A 19,006-nucleotide genomic window follows, 5' to 3' on the forward strand; every position below is an offset into this window, starting at 1 on the left:
TCCCTTACCTTCGCGGGCCATCATTTAGCCCCCTCTTTGGCCTTGTCATCACCCGGCAGCACATATTGCGCGCCTTCCCACGGGCTCATGAAATCGAACTGACGGTATTCCTGCACCAGCTTCACCGGCTCATAGATCACGCGCTTTTGCGCCTCGTCATAGCGCACTTCGGTGTAACCGGTGGTCGGGAAATCTTTGCGCAGCGGATAGCCGCGAAAGCCGTAGTCGGTCAGGATGCGGCGCAGATCGGGGTGGCCGGAAAACAGGATGCCGAACATATCGAACACTTCCCGCTCAAACCAATTGGCCGAAGGGTGGACAGAGGTGATCGAGGGCACCATCTCATCCTCGCGCACCGCGGTTTTTACGCGGATGCGCTGGTTCTGATACATCGACAGAAAGTGATAGACCACGTCGAAACGGGCCACCGCGCGCGCCGGATGGTCGATCGCGGTGATGTCGACAAGGCTGGAAAACTTGCAGGTCGCCTCGGTTTTCAGATGCTCCACGAACCGCACCAGAAAACGGGGTTGCACCGTCACTGTCAATTCGCCATGCGCAATCTCGGTTGAAACGACAGCTTCGGCGTGGCGCAGGTCAAGCTGGGCAGCCAGTTCGGTCAGGGCTTCGGTCATCACTCTCTCCCCTTAGCGAACCAGCGTGCCGGTGCGGCGGATTTTACGTTGAAGCTGAAGGATGCCATACAGCAGCGCCTCGGCTGTGGGGGGGCAGCCCGGCACATAGATATCAACCGGGACGATCCGGTCACAGCCGCGCACCACCGAATAGCTGTAATGGTAGTAGCCGCCGCCATTGGCGCAAGAGCCCATGGAGATCACATAGCGCGGTTCCGGCATCTGGTCATAGACCTTGCGCAAGGCCGGGGCCATCTTGTTGGTCAGCGTGCCCGCCACGATCATCACATCCGACTGGCGCGGAGAGGCGCGCGGCGCAAAGCCAAAGCGTTCCACGTCATAGCGCGGCATCGCGGTATGCATCATTTCCACCGCACAGCAGGCCAGACCAAAGGTCATCCAGTGCAAGGAGCCTGTGCGCGCCCAGTTGATGATATCTTCGGTCGAGGTCAGCAAGAACCCCTTGTCTTGCAATTCGGCGTTCAGGGCTTGGGTCGAAACCTCAAGATCAGCCCCCGCAGTGTTTGCACCGGCCATCACTCCCATTCGAGCGCCCCCTTCTTCCATTCATACGCAAAGCCAACGGTCAGAACCGCCAAGAACACCATCATCGACCAGAAGGCCGCCATGCTGATGTCACCAAAGGCCACGGCCCATGGGAACAGGAAGGCAACTTCCAGATCAAAGATGATAAAAAGGATGGAGACGAGGTAAAACCGCACGTCAAATTTCATCCGCGCATCGTCGAATGCGTTGAACCCGCATTCATAGGCCGAAACCTTTTCCGGGTCCGGGTTGCGCACGGCAAGCACAACCGCAGCCAGAATCAGGACAAGCCCAAGACCGATCGCAATGACCATGAAAATGATAATGGGCAGGTATTCCCGAAGAAGTCCGTCCACAAGATGCTCCTATCGCTGGCGACATGCAGGCTTCTACCCCGGTTCGGGCAGAGGCACCTCTTGGCTTCGTTTACTCCTCCCCCCTGCCGGGGTCAACCAAAGGACACCCGAAACATGCGCTTTGCACCGGGGAAATTGTCGCAAGTCGAAAAGCTTGCCGCGTTGCGGCGGGGCTTGGGATCAAATCGCCCAATCCGGGGCGCGTTTTTGGAAAAACGCGTCGATGCCCTGCGCCGCCTCCGGGCTTTCCCAGCGGGTGACAAGGGCCTTGATGCTGATCTCGATCTGGGCGGCATCGGGCATCGGGGCCAAGCTGCGGATCAGGGCTTTGGCCTCGGCCACGGCACCGGGGGCGCAGGACAGATAGGGTTTCACCTCGGCCTCGATCGCAGCATCCAGATCGTCGGGCCAGACCACGCGGGCCAGCAGGTTCAGGCGCTGCGCCTCCTCGGCGTCAAACAGCCGGGCCGAGGCAAAGACCTGCCGCGCCGCAGCCGCCCCCATCCGCGCCACGACATATGGGCCGATGGTCGCAGGGATCAGCCCCAGCCGGGTTTCTGTCAGGCCAAAGTGAGCTTCGGCCACGCCAATCGCCACATCGCAGACCGACATCAGCCCGACACCGCCGCCATAAGCCTGCCCCTGCACGCGTCCGATCAAGGGCTTTGGCAGGGAGTTCAGCGCAGCCAGCATCATCGCCAGTTTGCGCGCCTCGACCGCGCGGGTCGGGCCATCGGCGGCCATTTGTTCGCGCATCCAGCCCAGATCCCCGCCCGCGCAAAAGCTGTCGCCTGCCGCGGCAAGCACGACCACGCGCACGGCGGCATCCGCGGCCAGCGCCTCGGCCGCCGTTGTCAGCTCTGCGATCATCAGCGCCGACATGGCGTTGCGCTTTTCGGGGCGGTTCAGCGTCAGGGTGGCAACCCCGCGCGCATCGGTTGTGAGTTTAATGGTCTGATATGTCATGGTTTTGATCCTTCTTGCCCGCGCATCTTGCGGGCCATGGCGGCGGCCTCATCCAGCAAGGCAAGGTTCAGCCCGGTGGTAAAGCCCCGCGCCTCAACAAAGCGCGCGACGCGTTCGGTTGCCACATTGCCCGCCGCCCCCGGTGCATAGGGGCAGCCGCCCAAACCACCCACCGCCGCGTCAAACACCCGCAGCCCGTGATCCAGCGAGACGCCGATATTGTCCAGCGCGCGGCCATTGGTATCGTGGTAATGGCCTGCAAGGCGCGCGGCGGGCATCTCCTCCAGCACGGCTTGCAACATGGCGGCGATGGTGTCGGGCATGCCTTGGCCGATGGTTTCGCCAAGGCTGATCTCGGCGCAGCCCAGATCACGCAGGGCTGCCACCGTGCGGGCCACCGCCGCAGGGGCCACCCGCCCGTCATAGGGGCAATCGGTCACACAAGAGACATAGCCGCGCAGCCGCAACCCGTCGCGCAGCGCCGCCTGTGCCACCGGGGCAAAACGTTCAAGGCTTTCGGCAATGGACGCATTCAGATTGGCCCGCGAAAACCCCTCGGACGCTGAGCCAAAGATCGCCACCTCATCCGCGCCCGCCGCGCGAGCTGCCGCATAGCCTTTCATGTTGGGCGTCAACGCGCCGTAGATCACGCCCGGCGCGCGGGTCATCTGCGCCATGACAGCGGCGCTGTCGGCCATTTGCGGCACCCATTTGGGCGAAACGAAACTGGCCACCTCGATGCGCCGAAACCCTGCGCGCGACAACAGATCAATCAGCGCCAGCTTTTCGGCCAAGGGGATCAACCGCGCCTCGTTCTGCAATCCGTCACGCGGACCAACCTCATAGATTTCAACGGGTTCTGGCATGATCTTAACCTTCCGGTGCGGCGTAGAATTCGCGCAGATAAATTTGCGCCGGGCCATCCTGCGCCATGGCGGCCTGAAAGGCCGGGCGGGCCTGCAAACGGCCCAGATAGGCCGCCGCTTGCGGTGACAGCGTGGTGAAGCGTTGGCCGATCAGCACGCCATAGCCGCATTGCACATCTGCCGCCGAAAACCCGCCGGGCAGCAGATAGCCATCGCCCGCTTTGCCCGCCACGGCCTCAAGGCAAATCGCCAGCCGCTTCGCCTCCAGCCGCATGACGGTGGGGGAACGCATGTGATCTTCGCGCAGCGCAATATGGTGCTGGGTCAGATTGGCCAGATGCTGCCCGATGGTTTCTCCGAAATGCAGCCATTCCAGATAGGCGGCGCGGTCCGGGCTGGCCACGGCGCGCGCCAGATGTGGCGCGTGCGCCTCGGTCAGATATTCGGCAATTGCCCCGCTTTCGAACAGGGTCAGCCCATCCACCTCCAGCGCGGGCACGCGGCCTGCGGGCGACAGTGCCAGATAGGCCGGATCGCGCAGCGATTTGTCAAAACGATGCGGCACAAGATCAAAGGGCAAGCCGGTTTCATGCAGCAGCCACAAAACCCGAAACGACCGGGATTGCGCGATATGGTGCAGGCGGATCATTCCGCCGCCTCGGCCAGCAAGATCAGCGCGGCCCCGGCTTCGACCTGTTGGCCTGCTTCGGCCAGAACCTGCTCCACCACGCCATCGCGCGCGGCGGTCAGCGTGTGTTCCATCTTCATCGCTTCCAGCACGCACAGCCTGTCACCTGCGGCCACCGCCTGCCCTGCGGTGACAAACACCGCCTTCACCAGCCCCGGCATTGGTGACAGCGTGGCATTGCCCGCCCCCGCACCGCCCGCATCCCGCGCCAGCGGGTCCACCGGATGGAAGCTGAAGCTGCCCTCGGGCGCGAAGACGTGGATCGCCCCGCCTGCGCGCACGACCGAGGCCGCAGGCTGGCCCGCGATGTGCCAGACACCTTGCGCGCGATGGGCGTGCAAGGTTGCATCCGCAATCGTGACCTCGGCGCTGTTGGGGCCGGTCAGGGCGATCACGGCGTCCAGACGCTCTGCCTTATGGGTCAGCGCAAGGCTGCGGCGCAGCGGCGCCCAAAGGGCAAAGCCTGTCAGCGGCGCGTCCGGCAGATCGGCGGCAGCAAGGGCTGCAAGCGCCTGCACAGCATCGGAGGCCGGGACCTGCGCCACCAAAGCGGCCAGATCACGCTCAATCAAGCCGGTATCCACATCCCCTGCCGCAAAGCCTTTGTGCCGCGCCAATGCGCCAAGGAAGGCCAGATTGGTGACAGAGCCTGCCACTTCGGTCCGGGCCAAGGCCTGCCGCAATTGCGACAGCGCCACCGCCCGCGTCGGGCCGTGGGTGATAATCTTGGCGATCATCGGGTCATACCAAGGCGAGATACTGTCACCGGGGCGCACCCCGCTATCGGCGCGGGCTGTGGCGGGAAAGGCCAGATGGTCCAGCCGCCCCGTGGCGGGCAGAAAGCCTGCGGGCACATCCTCGGCGTAAAGCCGCGCCTCAAACGCGTGACCGTGAAGGGTGATCGCCGCTTGCCGCAGGGGCAAGGGTTCGCCGCTCGCCACGCGAAGTTGCCATTCGACGAGGTCGATCCCGGTGATGGCCTCGGTCACGGGATGTTCGACTTGCAGGCGGGTGTTCATTTCCATGAACCAGAACCGATCGGTGCGCAGCCCGTCGCTGGCATCGACAATGAATTCGATGGTGCCTGCCCCTTTGTAACCGATGGCGCGGGCGGCTTTTACGGCGGCATCGCCCATGGCGGCGCGCATTTCAGGCGTCATGCCCGGTGCGGGGGCCTCTTCGATCACCTTCTGGTGGCGGCGCTGCAAGCTGCAATCGCGTTCAAAGAGGTGGACGGCCTCTGTGCCATCGCCAAAGACCTGCACTTCGATATGGCGGGGTTTTTCGACGTATTTTTCAATGAGCACGGCGTCATTGCCAAAAGCGGTGGCCGCCTCGCCCTTGGCGGAGGCGAGGGCATCGGCAAATTCGGACGGGCGGTTGACGCGGCGCATTCCCTTGCCGCCACCGCCCGCCACGGCCTTGATCAGAACCGGGTAGGTGATTTTATCGGCCTCGGCGGCCAGATGGGCCGGGTCTTGGTTTTCACCCAGATAGCCCGGAACCACCGGAACCCCCGCGGCTTGCATCAGTTTCTTGGCAGCGTCTTTCAGCCCCATCGCCCGGATGGCTTCGGCGGACGGGCCGATGAAGGTCAGGCCTGCGGCCGTGACCGCCTCAACGAAATCGGGGTTTTCGGACAGAAAGCCATAGCCGGGGTGGATGGCTTCGGCCCCTGTGGTCTGCGCCGCCGCGATCAGTGCCGCGCCACGCAGATAGCTGTCGCGCGGGGCGGGGCCGCCGATATGCACCGCCTCATCCGCCATGGCCACATGTTTGGCCCCTGCATCGGCATCGGAATAGACCGCGACCGTGGACACGCCCAGTTTGCGGGCGGTTTCGATGATCCGGCAGGCGATTTCGCCACGGTTGGCGATGAGGATTTTTTGAAACATTGGACGTCTCGCGGGTTGGAGAGCGCCGGGGGCCAGCCCCCGGACCCCCGGGATATTTTTGAATAGATGAAGTTACATGCGGAAGAGGCCGAATCTCGTAGGCTCTATCGGGGCGTTCAGCGCGGCGGACAAAGAAAGTGACAGGATGGCGCGGGTTTTGCGCGGGTCGATGATGCCATCATCCCAGAGGCGGGCGGCGGCGTAGAGCGGGTGGGATTGTTCTTCGAACATATCAATGGTGGGTTGTTTGAAGGCGGCTTCTTCCTCAACCGACCAAGTGCCGCCTTTGCGTTCGATGCCATCGCGTTTGACAGTGGCGAGCACGCCTGCGGCTTGTGGGCCGCCCATGACCGAGATGCGGGAATTGGGCCATGTCCAGAGGAAGCGCGGGGAATAGGCGCGGCCCGCCATGCCGTAATTGCCTGCGCCAAAGGAGCCGCCGACCAGCATGGTGATCTTGGGGACATTGGTGGTGGCGACGGCGGTGACCATTTTGGCCCCGTGCCGGGCGATACCTTCGTTTTCATATTTGCGGCCAACCATGAAGCCGGTGATATTTTGCAGGAAAACCAGCGGGATGTTGCGCTGCGAACAGAGTTCCACGAAATGCGCGCCTTTGACGGCGGCTTCGGAAAACAGCACGCCATTGTTGGCGACGATGCCCACCGGGCAGCCATTGATATGGGCAAAGCCTGTGACAAGGGTTTCGCCGAAGCGCGCCTTGAATTCGTCGAAGCGGGAGCCGTCGACCACGCGGGCGATGACTTCGCGGATGTCATAGGGGGTGCGCAGATCGGGGGGGACGAGTCCGAGGATATCTTCGGGGTCATAGGACGGGTCTTCGGGCGGCTGCCATTGGACCGTGGCGGGGCGCGCGCGATTGAGGTTGCCTACCGCGCGGCGGGCAAGAGCCAGGGCGTGGGCGTCATCCTCGGCCAGGTAATCGGCGACACCCGACAGGCGGGTATGGACATCGCCGCCGCCCAGATCTTCGGCGCTGACCACCTCGCCCGTGGCGGCCTTGACCAGTGGGGGGCCTGCCAGAAAGATGGTGCCTTGGTCGCGCACGATGATGGTGACATCGGACATCGCGGGCACATAGGCGCCGCCTGCGGTGCAAGAGCCCATAACCACGGCAATCTGCGGGATGCCTTTGGCCGACATACGCGCCTGATTGTAGAAAATGCGGCCGAAATGGTCGCGGTCGGGGAAAACCTCATCCTGATTGGGCAGATTTGCGCCGCCGCTATCCACAAGGTAGACGCAAGGCAGGTGGTTTTCCTCGGCAATCTCTTGCGCGCGCAGGTGTTTTTTCACCGTCATCGGGTAATAGGTGCCGCCTTTGACGGTGGCGTCATTGCAGACCACCATCACCTCGGCCCCCATCACGCGGCCAATGCCTGCGATCACGCCCGCACAAGGGGCATCATTGCCGTAAAGCCCATGCGCCGCCGTGGCACCGATTTCAAGGAAGGGTGAGCCGGCATCCAGCAGATTAGCGACCCGGTCACGCGGGGCCATCTTGCCGCGCGCGGTGTGGCGGGCTTGCGATGCGGCCCCGCCGCCTGCTGCGGCCAGCGCCGCTGCTTCGGCCACCTGGTCCAGCATCGCCAGATGGGCGGCGCGATTGGCGCGCGCGGTATCGGTGTTGGGCAGAAAGCCAGAGTTCAACCGCATCACATGCCCCCCAAATCGCGCAAGGCCAGCGCCCGCCGCGCCGTCATCTCCAGCATGCAGCCGGTGTAGATGTTGGACCGCATCGTGCCGTCGATGAACATCTGATATTGCAACCCGCAATCGGCGTCGCGAAAGGCGATCCACGCGCGCTGCGCCTCGCGCAAGGCGGTTTTCTGATCTGGTGTGATCTCGGCCATGCGCGCCTTGTATGCGCGGTTGAGATGGCCATCCCACACTTCGGTTTCGGCGCTGGTGCATTGGCTCATGCCTTGGGTGGTAAAGCCGCCGGGCTGTTCCATGCAGATGCCCGAGGCCGCACCGATGCAAGAGGCATCCATCCCCTCGCGCAACGCGGTGGCAAAACAACTGTCCACCTGTGCGGCGTTCACCTTTGGAACTAACTCCTCCGCCTGTGCCGCGCCGCCGATCAGCGCCAGAACCAATGCCAGCTTCATTGCGCCATCAACTCCCGCCCGATCAGCATACGGCGGATTTCCGAGGTTCCCGCGCCAATTTCCATCAGCTTGGCATCACGGAACAGGCGGCTGACCGCGCTATCGGCCAGAAAGCCCGCCCCGCCAAGGGCTTGCACCGCTTGATGCGCCTGCACCATCGCTTGTTCAGACGCATAGAGCACACAGGCGGCGGCATCCTGGCGGGTGACTTGGCCGCGATCACAGGCGCGCGCCACCTCATAGACATAGGCGCGGGCGGAATTCATCGCGGTATACATATCGGCCAGTTTGCCCTGCATAAGTTGAAAATTCCCGATCGGCTGGCCGAATTGTTCGCGGCTTTGCAGATAAGGCACCACCTCATCCAAACAGGCCGCCATGATGCCGGTGCCGATACCCGACAGCACGACACGTTCATAATCCAGCCCCGACATCAGCACGCGCACGCCTTTGCCCTCAACCCCCAGCACGTTTTCAAACGGCACTTCGACATTGTCAAAGATCAACTCGGCCGTGTTGGAACCGCGCATCCCCAGCTTGTCGAAATGCTTGCTGGTGGAAAAGCCTTTCATGGATTTTTCAACGATAAAGGCCGTCATGCCTTTGCTGCCCGCTTCGGGGTCGGTCTTGGCATAGACGACCAGTGTATCGGCATCGGGGCCGTTGGTGATCCAGTATTTATTGCCGTTCAGGGTGTAATAGCCGTTCTTTTTCTCGGCCCGCAGCTTCATGCTGACCACGTCTGATCCCGCCCCCGCCTCGGACATCGCCAACGCGCCGACATGTTTGCCCGAAATCAAGCCCGGCAGGTATTTCGCCTTTTGCGCCGCTGTGCCGTTCAGCTTGATCTGGTTGACGCAAAGGTTGGAATGGGCGCCATAAGACAGCGAGACAGAGGCACTGGCCCGCGCGATTTCCTCGGTGGCGATGACATGCGCAAGATATCCCATCCCTGCCCCGCCATCGGCTTCCGGCACCGTGATGCCCAGCAGACCCAGCGCGCCCATCTCCTCCCACAATTCCGGGGGGAAGGTATTGGCGCTGTCAATCGCGGCGGCCATCGGCTTCACCCGCTCTTGCGCCCAGCGATGCACCATCTCTTGCAGCGCGGCGATGTCTTCCCCCAGATCAAAGCGCATGGAGCCCATGAACATCTTGCATCCCTCCCCGGACGTGAATTGAACACTTGTTCAATTCATACGCGCAAAGCCTGAGTCGGGTCAATCAGGAAGATGGGCCGGATGTGAAAACGCCCGGCCCAAGCAAGGACCGGGCGGCGATCATGGTCGGGCTCTGCGCGCTTAGGGGCGCGGCGGCATCGCGGCTTGCAGCGCGTCAAGGCTGATCCCCAAACGCGCCGCAACATGCGCCAGATCGGCCTCGCGCCCGCCTTCGGCCTCTATCGCCATTTGCAATGCGGTCACGTCAATGCCAAGGGCCGCCGCTGCCGCCGAGAAATCAGGCCGCCCGCCGCCGGGACCACCGGGACCACCCAAACCGCTCGTTGAACCGATCCCCTGCGCCGCTGTGGTCGAGAAGTTGTCTTGCGCCACAACCCCCACCAGACAGGTCGGCAGGTTCGGGAAGCTGTCGCTGGAATGATAGTGATACGCCTCACCCGAGCCATCCGGCAAGGGGCCGACATGGCCACCGCAGGCGTCCAGCCCGACAGGGGCAGCGCTGTCCCCTTCGACCGAGCCGAACATCGCGAACCCATCGAAAGCATAGCCGAATTGCGCGGTTTCATCCTGAAGGACATGGGCGCAAGTGGCATCCACATCCTCGGCGGAAAAGACGGTGTTGATATCGGTGGATGTGGCATGCCAGTGATACCAGCCGCCGGGGTCCACATGGCCGCCGCAAGTATCCAGCGCGGGCATATGCCCGGTATCCAGCACCGAGGGTGCATCGGCGAAGATCGGCACCCCGTCCAGCGCCATCCCCACCTTGGCAACCGTGCCCAAGGGGGTCGGGCTGGCGGCCATCACCGGGGTAATCGGGATCAAGGCCCTGATCGACATATCCGCCGCTGTCTCCAGCGTTCCGGCGATACATTCGTGATCGGCCTCTGGCCCCTCGACGCGGATATCAAAGACATTCACCGCGCCATCGTCATCATAGAACTGATAGCCAAGCCCCGCGAGCATTTCCAGATAGGCGCGATCAATCCGGTAAAGCCCCGCCTTCTCGCCGTCCCAATCCCAGACGCCGCCCACATCATCCAAGGTCGCCGGACAAAACGGCCCGATGTCCAACCCATCGGGGATGAATTTGACCGTGTAGGCGTTGCATTTGGCGGCATCGCCGTTTTCCAGCGTGCAATCCACCACTTCGGCGGGTTGGACCAAGGCGTTCTCGGAAAGGCTATGGCCGTCGGAATGGGCAAAGGCGGCGAAAGGTGCGGCGCATAGGGCGGTCGCGAGCAAAAGGCGGCGGTAGAGGAATCGGTGCATTACAATGTCCCTGTAAGGTTATTTCTTCTTATACGCGCCGGGCGGGGGTTTCCGTCGAATATAGTCGGCAAGCTCTGCACCGCTGGCAGGGGTTGCGCCGATGGCCCTCGGGGTCGTAAATGGCGCAGCACAAACGCGCAGCAGCAGCAAGGACCAGAAGCATGGATGCCAACACAACCGTCACCGTCGGCAATCTGGCCTTTGACAATGCCGCACCTGTGGCCTTCATCCTTGGCCCCTGCCAGATGGAAAGCCGCGATCACGCGCTGGACATGGCCGCAGCGATTGATGAAATCACCCGCGCGGTCGGCGTGAAAGCCGTGTTCAAGGCCAGCTATGACAAGGCCAACCGCACCAGCCTGTCAGGCGCGCGCGGCATCGGCATGGCCCGCGCGATGGAAGTGTTCGCCGAAGTGAAAGACCGCTTTGGCATGCCCGTGCTGACCGATGTGCATGAGGCCAGCCATTGCGCCCCGGCAGCCGAGGTTTGTGACATCCTGCAAATCCCGGCCTTTCTGTGCCGCCAGACCGATTTGCTGATCGCAGCCGCCAAAACCGGCCGGGTGATCAATGTCAAGAAGGGGCAGTTTCTGGCGCCTTGGGATATGGTCAATGTGGTGGCCAAGATCACCGGGTCGGGCAACCCGAATGTGATGCTGACCGAACGCGGGGCCAGCTTTGGCTATAACACTTTGGTCAGCGATTTCCGCAGCTTGCCGATCATGGCGCAAACCGGGGCACCGGTGATCTTTGATGCCACCCATTCGGTGCAGCAACCCGGCGGCATGGGCGGGTCCAGCGGCGGGCAGCGCGAATTCGTGCCGGTGCTTTCGCGCGCGGCGGTGGCTGTGGGGGTGGCGGGTGTGTTCATCGAAACCCACGACACCCCCGACAGCGCGCCATCCGACGGGCCGAACATGGTCCCATTGACCGAACTTGGCGCGCTGCTGTCCAGCCTGAAAGCCATCGACGCGCTGGTCAAAGCGCGCTGACCCCGCCTGCGGCGTTTCGCGTTTGACTTGAGACATCGCGCATCGGCAAACGCGTTGAAATCTTCGATTTCAGGCAGCGTTTCCTGACTCAGGTTTAATGCCAAGCGCTTTAGGCAGTCTCCCCCGCGGCAATAAGGGCGCGGATTGTTTTCATCACGGCCGCAACGTGGTCCGGGTCGGCGGCGGCGGCATGGGGCGCCGCGAACTGCCCGCTATCATTATCGAAATAGCGGCCCGAGGCCTTGGCAAAACCCGGGGAAAGCGCCGCTTTGCGCAGTATATCGGCCCCGATACCCAGATCATTGCCCGCAATGCCAAACCCTTCGCGCACCATCTTGCTGGCCAGCAATGACCCTGGATTGACCGCGATGAAAGCAGGCCCGTCGGGATGCGCCCGCGCCATGTCTTGCGTCCAGATCGTGATTGCAAGCTTGCTTTGTGCATAGGTGGCCATATCGTCCAACCGGCTCTCACCGCGCAGCGCCACCAGATCGACCCGCGCCTGCGCCGCCGAAGACAGGTTCACCACACGCCCTTCGGCGGGCAGGATCGGCAACAGGTGCTGCGTCAGAACATAGGGCGCCAAAGTATTGACAACAAAGCGAATATCCAGACCTTCAGGCGTGCGGGTCTGTGCGGTGCGCAAAACGCCCGCATTGTTGATCAACACATCCAGCACATCCACCTGCGCCCGGATTTCGGCGGCCATCGCCCTGACCTCGGTCAGGCGCGACAAATCGGCGCGAAACTGTGCTACCGCACCGCCCAATTGCGCCGCCACTGCCGCCAGCTTGTCTGCGCTGCGCCCGTGCAACAGCAGCTTGTGCCCCTCTGCCGCCAATGTCTTGGCGGTCAGCAAACCGATACCATCGGTGGCACCTGTGATCAGAATTGTCTTGCTCATGCTTTGGTCCTAACGCGTGAAATCGGGCAAAACCTCTTGGGCCAGACGATGCAAGCTGGGCGAGATTTCGGCCGAGGTGAATCGCAGGTTCAATGCGACATGGTTTATTCCGATGTCCTGTAATCCGGTCAGATACCGCCGCAAATACCCCGTGCCGGATTGAAACCCAAGGTGAATGGGCCGGGGCGGCGCTTCTGGATCTGCCACCAGATCAACGTAAAGCGATTGCATGACGGGCCTGTCCGCCAGCCCCGCTGCTTGTATACCCTGCCGATAGGTGGCAACCGCACGGGCCTGCGCGGCCAGATCGCGCGGATAGGTGATCCAGCCATCGCCATGCCGCGCCAACCAGTCCGGCGCTTGCTGGCTGCCCCCGGTGATCAGCAAAGGCAATTGCCCCGCCACCGGTTTGGGCAACATGTCGATTCCCCCCGAAAGCCTGCCCTGCGCGCTGTCAGCGCGCGGAAAGCTTTGGGCCATGGCGCGGATATAGCTGAAACTGTCGCGAAACCGCGCACCCCGGTCCGCATAGCCCATGTTCAGCGCCGGATATTCATCCGGCCGATCCCCCGAAGCCACACCCAACAGCAACCGCCCACCCGACAACACATCCGCCGAGGCCGCGGCCTTGGCCACATGGGCGGGGTGGCGCAACGGCAGCACCACGCTGGCAACGCCTAACGCGATCTGCTGCGTCAGCGCCGCCAGCGCGCCAAGATAGACAAAGGGGTCAAACACCTGACCGGCATCGCCAAAAGAGGGCACGTTGAACGGCACATCGCGTAACCATAGCGCGGCAAAGCCCAATTGCTCGGCCAGTTGCGCGCGCTCGACATGGTGGGCCATATCCGGCACGGCACTGCTGGCATAGCGTTCCAGCGGCAGCACCAGACCCAAGCTTAACCGCCCGGGACGAAACACCTGATTGAAGGCCCGGTTCAATGGCCGGAAGCCTTGGGATGTCAGATCATCCTGCATCGCTTGCCCCCTTCTGGCGGGTATGCGGGGGTCATAGCCCCGCAAACACCTGCTTGCCAATCACGCTGCCGCTTTCCTGCCGGATATGGGCGGCACGCAGCGCCTCCAGCCCCAAGGGCCCCGCGTTTTCGGTCATGGTCGATTGCAACGCGCCTGCGTCAATCATCGCGGATACCCGGTTCAGCAAGTCGCGCTGCACGGCGATATCGTCAGTTGCGAACATGGAGCGGGTGAACATGAATTCCCAATGCAGGCTGAGCGCTTTGGGCTTTGCGGGGGCGATGTTCAACCCCTGCGGGTCGTCGATCAAGGCGATTTGACCGCGCGGTGCGATCATGTCGATGATGGCGGACCAATGCTGATCGGTGGCCGTCAGGGCCGCGACATGGGTCGGGCTGATGCCCAGATCGGCCATTTGCGCCACAAGGTCGCCCCGGTGATCGACCACATGATCTGCCCCCATTTTGCGCACCCAATCCTGCGTTTCCGGGCGCGAGGCGGTGGCGATAACCGTCAGCTTGGTCAAGGTCTTGGCCAATTGGATCAGGATAGAGCCCACGCCCCCCGCCCCGCCAATCACCAACAGGCTTTGGCCTTCGCCGCCGCCTTCCACCAGACGGAATGAGTCAAATAGCATTTCCCAAGCGGTGATCGCCGTCAGAGGCAGGCCCGCGGCCTCTGCGAAATCAAGGCGTTGCGGTTTGCGGCCCACGATCCGCTCGTCCACCGCATGAAATTCGGCATTGGTTCCGGCGCGGGTCAGATCACCGGCGTAAAACACCGCGTCACCGACCTTGTAGTGCTGCACCGCTTCGCCGGTTTCCACCACAATCCCCGCCGCATCAAAGCCCAGAATCCGCGCGCCTGCCTCGGGCGTCACGGCGGCCCGCAGCTTTACATCCACCGGATTGACCGACACACCTTTCACCGCCACCAACAGATCACGCGGGCCAAGGGTGGGGCGGTCCATCTCAATCCAGTCCAACACATCAGCCGCCCCAGCGGTTTTGTAGCCAATCGCTTTCATTTGCCTATCCTCAAGAAAGTTTCGCTTGTTGCCCACCTAACCCCTTGCGAAAATCCATAAAACTGGCGATTTTCGGATTTCATTTTTCGGGTTTACGATATAATCACCATGGACACTGACAATCTGCGCCTTTTCGTCATGGCCGCCGAACGGCTGAATATTTCGGCGGCGGGGCAAGCGCTGGGGCTGGCACCTGCGGTGGCCAGCGCGCGGCTTGTGAAGCTGGAGCAAGAGCTGGGCGCAGAGCTGCTGCACCGCACCACGCGCAAAGTGTCACTATCCATCGAAGGCTCGGATTTCCTGCCCTACGCGCGGGAGATTTTGGCACAGGCCGATGCCGCCAAGGCGGTTCTGGGCGGCGCAGAGGCCGGAGCCAAAGGCACACTGCGCTTTGCAGCACCCAGCAGCTTTGCGCAGCGCCATATCATGCCCTTGCTGCCGCAGTTTCAGGCGCAGTTCCCCGATCTGACGCTGGACCTGCGGCTATCAGACACGCGGTTTGACGCGATTGAAGGCAGTTTTGATCTGGCGCTGCGCTCTGCGCCGCTGACGGAAAGCAGCCTGAAAGGGCGTAAACTATCCGCAGATTCGCGCGTGCTATGCGCCGCCCCGGCCTATCTGGCCAGCCAAGGCACCCCAACCACCCCGACAGACCTGCGCGGCCACCGCCTGATCGCTTGGGCCAATCTGGACAGGCGCGAAATGATCGGCCCCGATGGGCAAATTGCCGTTCTGGACCCGGCCCAGATGATCTGCCGCACCTTACTGGACGATGGTGATGCGCAGCGCGTTGCCTGCCTTGCCGGGGTGGGCCTGTCGATCAATTCGCTGTGGAATGTCGCGGCAGAGCTTGCCTCGGGGCAGTTGCAACGGGTGTTGCCCACGTGGAAAATGAACGATGGCGCGGTGCTATGGCTCGTTTATCCAAGGTCGAATGTGCTGACACCCAAGACACGGATTTTCATGGATTTCCTGATCCAGCATCTGGGCAATCGTGCGGATTGGGCGGCCTAGGTCAGCCCGTGATCAGGCCTGTATCATCGGCAGGTCGATCACAAAGCAACTGCCCTGCCCTGGTTCGCTTGTCGCCTCTATCCGCCCCCCAGCCCGGGTGATCAGGGTTTTGCTGATCGACAAGCCAAGCCCGGTGCCAAGCGCCTTTTTGGTGGTGAAGAACGGGTCGAAAATCCGCGGCAACACCTCGGGTGCGATGCCGCGCCCGCTGTCGCGCACCTCTATCCGCACGGTCGCGGCATCGGCATCCTGCGTTGAGATTTGCAAGCTTCCCCCTTCTGGCATCGCCTGAATCGCATTGACCATCAGGTTGACAAGCACCTGCTGCAACTCTGTCTGGTTCATCGCGACCATGCCGCGCGCCTGCAAATCCAACGCCAGATCAATCCCGGCCCCGCCCAGCAAATGCTGCACCAGCGGCAGCGTTTCCTGCACCAGCGCGTTGGGGTCAAACCCGCTGCCCGCATCGGCATATTCCTCGGGCCGGGCAAAGCGCAGCAATTTGGTGACAAGGATATGGATCGCCTGAATCTGCTCCTGTATCAGGGTGAATTCGGTGCGCAGACTGTCGCCGCGCGGGCCCAGATCATCGCGCACCACGTCGAAGTTGCCTTGGATCACCGCCAGCGGGTTGTTGATCTCATGCGCGACGCCGGCTGTGATCTCGCCAATCGCGGCCAGCTTTTCCGACAGGATCAATTGCCGCGTGGTCTGTTCCAGTTGCAGATTGGCTGCCGCAAGGTCTGCCGTGCGCTCTGCCACCCGGCTTTCCAACACATCCGCCCAATCGCGCAGCCGCTTTTCGCGCTCTTGCAACTGATCCAGCAGAATATCCAGATGCGCCGCCACGCGGCTGATCTCATCCTGCTTGGCCGCAAGGTTCACCCGCGCGCCCAGATCGCCCTTTTCCACCGCGCGGATCACACCGTCAATCCGCTCCAACGGTTTGAAGATGCCGCGCGCCCACCGCAGCAGCACCGGGGCCGAAAACAACACCACGACCAGAAAGGTCAGCGCAATCTGATACAGCGTGCGGCGCTTGGTTTCGGTGAAACCCGCCTCCAGAAACCCGACATAGAGCATACCGACCCGCTTGCCGAAACTGTCGATAATCGGCTCATAGGCCGAAACATACCAGTCATTCACCACAAAAGCGCGGTCCAGCCAGATGCGCCCTTCGTCCAGCACCCGCGCGCGCACCGCCGCCGAAACGCGGGTGCCAATGGCGCGCACATCTTCAAACAGGCGCACATTGGTGCTGATGCGCACATCTTCCAGAAACAGCGTGGCGGTGCCTTCGGTCAAACTGCCCGAGGGGTAGACCAGTTCATTCATCTGGTCGATGAAATCGAGGTTGCGATTCAAAAGCACGCCCCCCACCAGCGCGCCCCCCGGTGCCTGTGCCGCCGCATGCACCAGCATCCCCCGGCTTTCGCCCAAGCGGTCGGTGGCCACGGCGGCTTTGGTGTCCACCAAGGAGATTTGCGCCCGTGCCGCCAGCAGCGGTGAAATCGCGGCCAAGTCCTCGGCCTCAAAAATATCAATCGCGCTTTGGGTATGCCCGGCCAAGGCCCCGGCGATCACGGGCCACCCCTTTGCCTTTGTGGTGAAATACAGAAAGTCAAAACCCAGCTTCTTGCGCGCGGTTTCCAGAAACATCTCCCGCTCGGCCAAAGGCGTGGCCTGAAACGCGGCAGAGGCGGCCAGCGCCTCAATCGCGGCGCCCCGGTTGGCCAGCAAGCCTGCCAGATGCTGATTGGCAATCGTCAATTCGGTGTGAACCTTGGCGATCAACACCTCGTTAAAGCGCGTGGTCCAGCTTTTGACGGCTGTGACCAACAGCAAGGGCAGCACGATCAACAAGGGCAACAGCGCGATCAGCAGCATCCGCACCCGGACCGAGCGGCGCGCGGCGGCCCAAAGCGTCACATCAGGTTTGCGGGCAGGTTCATTCATTCCACTGCGCACATTTGCGATCAATCGTCTTGCGCGACACCCCCAGCCGCCGCGCCGCCTCGGCCCGGTTGCCGCCACAAGCCTCAAGGATCGACAGGATATGCCGCCGCTCTACCGCGTGCAGCGATTCCGCGGGTTCGGCATGGGCGCCATCCTCGGCCCCCGAAAATTCGGGCGGGAATTCCCCAAGGATCATGGAGCGTTCGATCAGGTTGCGCAATTCGCGCACATTGCCGGGCCAATCATATTGCGCCATGCGCAGCAGCACCGATTCCGGGATGGGCAAGGGCGCGCGGGCCTGCTGGCGGGCAAACAACCCCATGAAATGCTCTGCCAGATCGGCTATATCGCCAATCCGTTCGGTCAATTTGGGCATCTGCACCGTCAGCACATTGATGCGGTGATACAGATCCTTGCGGAAACTGCCGCGCGCCACGCTGGCCGCCAGATCAGCGTTGGAGGCAAAGACGAAACGCAGGTTCAGCGGCACCTCACGTTCGGCCCCGCCGGGGCGGATGCGGTTATCTTCGATCACGCGCAGCAAGGTCGCCTGCACCGACAAGGGCAGTTCCCCCACCTCATCCAGAAACAGCGTCCCGCCAGAGGCATGCAGCAACAGCCCCTCTCGCCCGGTGGCCACATCGCCAAACAATTCGGCGGCCATCCGGTCGGGCGAGATGGCGGCGCAGTTGATCGGCACAAAGGGCTTTTCGGCGCGGTCTGACATGGCGTGCAGCGTGCGGGCCGCGATTTCCTTGCCTGTGCCGCTGTCGCCGGTGAACAGCACCGCCGTGGGCGTCCGCGCCACTTTCTCCAGCGTTTTGCGCACCGCCGTCAGCCCCGGCGAATGGCCGATCAACCGTCCGCGCCCGCCCGGACTATCGGCGCGCAATTCGTATTTCAGCAAGAAATTCTCTCGCCGCAAATAGCGTTGATCCATGCAGCGGCTGACCGCGTTCAAAATCTGGTTGGACCGGAAGGGTTTCAGCACGAAATCCGCCGCCCCCACCCGCAAAGCATGGATGGCCGTATCCAGATCGGCATAGGCTGTCATCAGGATGGCATCGGCAAACAGGCCGACGCGGCGCTGTTCGGACAACCAGTCCAGCCCCGATTTTCCGGGCATCACATTGTCCAGAATGATCAGATCGAAGTGATGGCCGTCCAGCAGTTTGGTGGCGGCTTCGGTATTCTCGGCCTCCTCCACCCGTTTGCAGCGCGGGCCCAGAATGCGCAGCAGAAAATTGCGCATGCCGGGTTCATCATCCACCACCAGAACCGAGATATGCGCCAGAATGCTGTCAATCTCGGCCGGTTCCGGGGCCGCGGTGGGGTCTGAGTGTTCAACCGGTGTCATCAGCGCGGCTTGCCTTTCAGGTTCGGATCACAGCGGTCACAGCACCGGCGGCCCCGTGTCATTCCCTGCACAAGGCCGCGCCTAGTTCAGCCGGACAGCAGGGCTGCTTGTGACCTCTTGACTGGAAAACCCAGCATAGCCAAGCCCGAAATAGGCCACAACCGCCACAACAGCAATCGCCAGAAAAGCCAGATACATGCTTTTCATTCAGATCATTCCTTTATCCTTGGGCAGCCGGATG

19 protein-coding genes are annotated in these 19,006 nt (G+C 62.5%); 2 read left to right on the forward strand and 17 right to left on the reverse strand.

Annotation, left to right across the window (positions count from 1 at the left end; genetic code table 11):
• Window positions 1–20: 20 nt before the first annotated feature.
• From EGN72_RS14745 to EGN72_RS14795, 11 genes are all read right to left on the reverse strand, one after another.
• Window positions 21–635 (reverse strand): NADH-quinone oxidoreductase subunit C, encoded by a 615-nt coding sequence (locus tag EGN72_RS14745; protein WP_127048887.1) that lies wholly within the window; start codon window positions 633–635, stop codon window positions 21–23.
• A 12-nt stretch (window positions 636–647) separates the two neighbouring features.
• Window positions 648–1,181, reverse strand: a complete 534-nt coding sequence (locus EGN72_RS14750; protein ID WP_033419488.1) for an NADH-quinone oxidoreductase subunit B family protein — start codon at window positions 1,179–1,181, stop codon at window positions 648–650.
• Complete coding sequence (locus EGN72_RS14755) at window positions 1,172–1,537, reverse strand: NADH-quinone oxidoreductase subunit A (RefSeq protein WP_127048889.1); 366 nt, start codon at window positions 1,535–1,537, stop codon at window positions 1,172–1,174. The genes EGN72_RS14750 and EGN72_RS14755 overlap by 10 nt, the downstream gene beginning before the upstream one ends.
• A 180-nt stretch (window positions 1,538–1,717) precedes the next feature.
• Window positions 1,718–2,503: a crotonase/enoyl-CoA hydratase family protein gene (locus EGN72_RS14760; RefSeq protein WP_127048891.1), complete on the reverse strand. Its 786-nt coding sequence runs from the start codon at window positions 2,501–2,503 to the stop codon at window positions 1,718–1,720.
• The gene (locus EGN72_RS14765; RefSeq protein ID WP_127048893.1) at window positions 2,500–3,369 is read right to left on the reverse strand and encodes a hydroxymethylglutaryl-CoA lyase; all 870 of its coding nucleotides are present in this window, start codon (window positions 3,367–3,369) and stop codon (window positions 2,500–2,502) included. Before EGN72_RS14765 ends, EGN72_RS14760 begins: the two co-directional genes overlap by 4 nt.
• Before the next feature lie 4 nt (window positions 3,370–3,373).
• A complete protein-coding gene (locus EGN72_RS14770) occupies window positions 3,374–4,018 on the reverse strand; it encodes a glutathione S-transferase family protein (RefSeq protein ID WP_127048895.1) in 645 nt (214 codons plus the stop codon).
• Entirely contained in the window at window positions 4,015–5,952 is a 1,938-nt protein-coding gene (locus EGN72_RS14775) for an acetyl/propionyl/methylcrotonyl-CoA carboxylase subunit alpha (protein WP_127048897.1), read from the reverse strand. Before EGN72_RS14775 ends, EGN72_RS14770 begins: the two co-directional genes overlap by 4 nt.
• 72 nt (window positions 5,953–6,024) lie before the next feature.
• Entirely contained in the window at window positions 6,025–7,629 is a 1,605-nt protein-coding gene (locus EGN72_RS14780; RefSeq protein ID WP_127048899.1) for a carboxyl transferase domain-containing protein, read from the reverse strand.
• Entirely contained in the window at window positions 7,629–8,084 is a 456-nt protein-coding gene (locus EGN72_RS14785) for a lysozyme inhibitor LprI family protein (protein WP_199743755.1), read from the reverse strand. Before EGN72_RS14785 ends, EGN72_RS14780 begins: the two co-directional genes overlap by 1 nt.
• On the reverse strand, window positions 8,081–9,238 hold the full coding sequence (locus EGN72_RS14790) for an isovaleryl-CoA dehydrogenase (protein WP_127048901.1): 1,158 nt from the start codon (window positions 9,236–9,238) through the stop codon (window positions 8,081–8,083). The genes EGN72_RS14785 and EGN72_RS14790 overlap by 4 nt, the downstream gene beginning before the upstream one ends.
• Before the next feature lie 147 nt (window positions 9,239–9,385).
• The gene (locus EGN72_RS14795; protein ID WP_127048903.1) at window positions 9,386–10,537 is read right to left on the reverse strand and encodes a YHYH protein; all 1,152 of its coding nucleotides are present in this window, start codon (window positions 10,535–10,537) and stop codon (window positions 9,386–9,388) included.
• Between the two features lie 161 nt (window positions 10,538–10,698).
• Between EGN72_RS14795 and kdsA the strand changes: the two genes are divergently transcribed.
• Complete coding sequence (gene kdsA / locus EGN72_RS14800; RefSeq protein WP_127048905.1) at window positions 10,699–11,529, forward strand: 3-deoxy-8-phosphooctulonate synthase; 831 nt, start codon at window positions 10,699–10,701, stop codon at window positions 11,527–11,529.
• Between the two features lie 109 nt (window positions 11,530–11,638).
• On the opposite strand, the gene EGN72_RS14805 is transcribed toward kdsA, so the two are convergent.
• The 3 genes from EGN72_RS14805 to EGN72_RS14815 are packed head-to-tail and all read right to left on the reverse strand — an operon-like array spanning window position 11,639 to window position 14,438.
• Entirely contained in the window at window positions 11,639–12,433 is a 795-nt protein-coding gene (locus EGN72_RS14805) for an SDR family NAD(P)-dependent oxidoreductase (RefSeq protein WP_127048907.1), read from the reverse strand.
• A 9-nt stretch (window positions 12,434–12,442) separates the two neighbouring features.
• Complete coding sequence (locus EGN72_RS14810) at window positions 12,443–13,411, reverse strand: LLM class oxidoreductase (protein WP_127048909.1); 969 nt, start codon at window positions 13,409–13,411, stop codon at window positions 12,443–12,445.
• Window positions 13,412–13,442: 31 nt separating this feature from the next.
• On the reverse strand, window positions 13,443–14,438 hold the full coding sequence (locus tag EGN72_RS14815) for a zinc-binding alcohol dehydrogenase family protein (protein ID WP_127048911.1): 996 nt from the start codon (window positions 14,436–14,438) through the stop codon (window positions 13,443–13,445).
• A gap of 108 nt (window positions 14,439–14,546) precedes the next feature.
• Here EGN72_RS14815 and EGN72_RS14820 point away from each other — a divergent pair, with 108 nt between their 5' ends.
• Window positions 14,547–15,452, forward strand: a complete 906-nt coding sequence (locus tag EGN72_RS14820) for a LysR family transcriptional regulator (protein ID WP_127048913.1) — start codon at window positions 14,547–14,549, stop codon at window positions 15,450–15,452.
• A 12-nt stretch (window positions 15,453–15,464) separates the two neighbouring features.
• Here EGN72_RS14820 and EGN72_RS14825 read toward each other — a convergent pair whose 3' ends face one another.
• From EGN72_RS14825 to EGN72_RS19600, 3 genes are all read right to left on the reverse strand, one after another.
• Window positions 15,465–17,408 carry an ATP-binding protein gene (locus EGN72_RS14825; RefSeq protein WP_199743756.1) on the reverse strand — a complete coding sequence of 648 codons (1,944 nt, stop codon included), beginning with the start codon at window positions 17,406–17,408 and terminating at the stop codon, window positions 15,465–15,467.
• Entirely contained in the window at window positions 17,401–18,765 is a 1,365-nt protein-coding gene (locus EGN72_RS14830; protein WP_127048915.1) for a sigma-54 dependent transcriptional regulator, read from the reverse strand. Before EGN72_RS14830 ends, EGN72_RS14825 begins: the two co-directional genes overlap by 8 nt.
• An 81-nt stretch (window positions 18,766–18,846) precedes the next feature.
• A complete protein-coding gene (locus EGN72_RS19600; protein ID WP_255417438.1) occupies window positions 18,847–18,972 on the reverse strand; it encodes a hypothetical protein in 126 nt (41 codons plus the stop codon).
• Window positions 18,973–19,006 lie beyond the last annotated feature (34 nt).

The sequence above is a fragment of the Pseudorhodobacter sp. E13 genome, assembly GCF_003991405.1.
Taxonomy (GTDB): domain Bacteria; phylum Pseudomonadota; class Alphaproteobacteria; order Rhodobacterales; family Rhodobacteraceae; genus Pseudorhodobacter.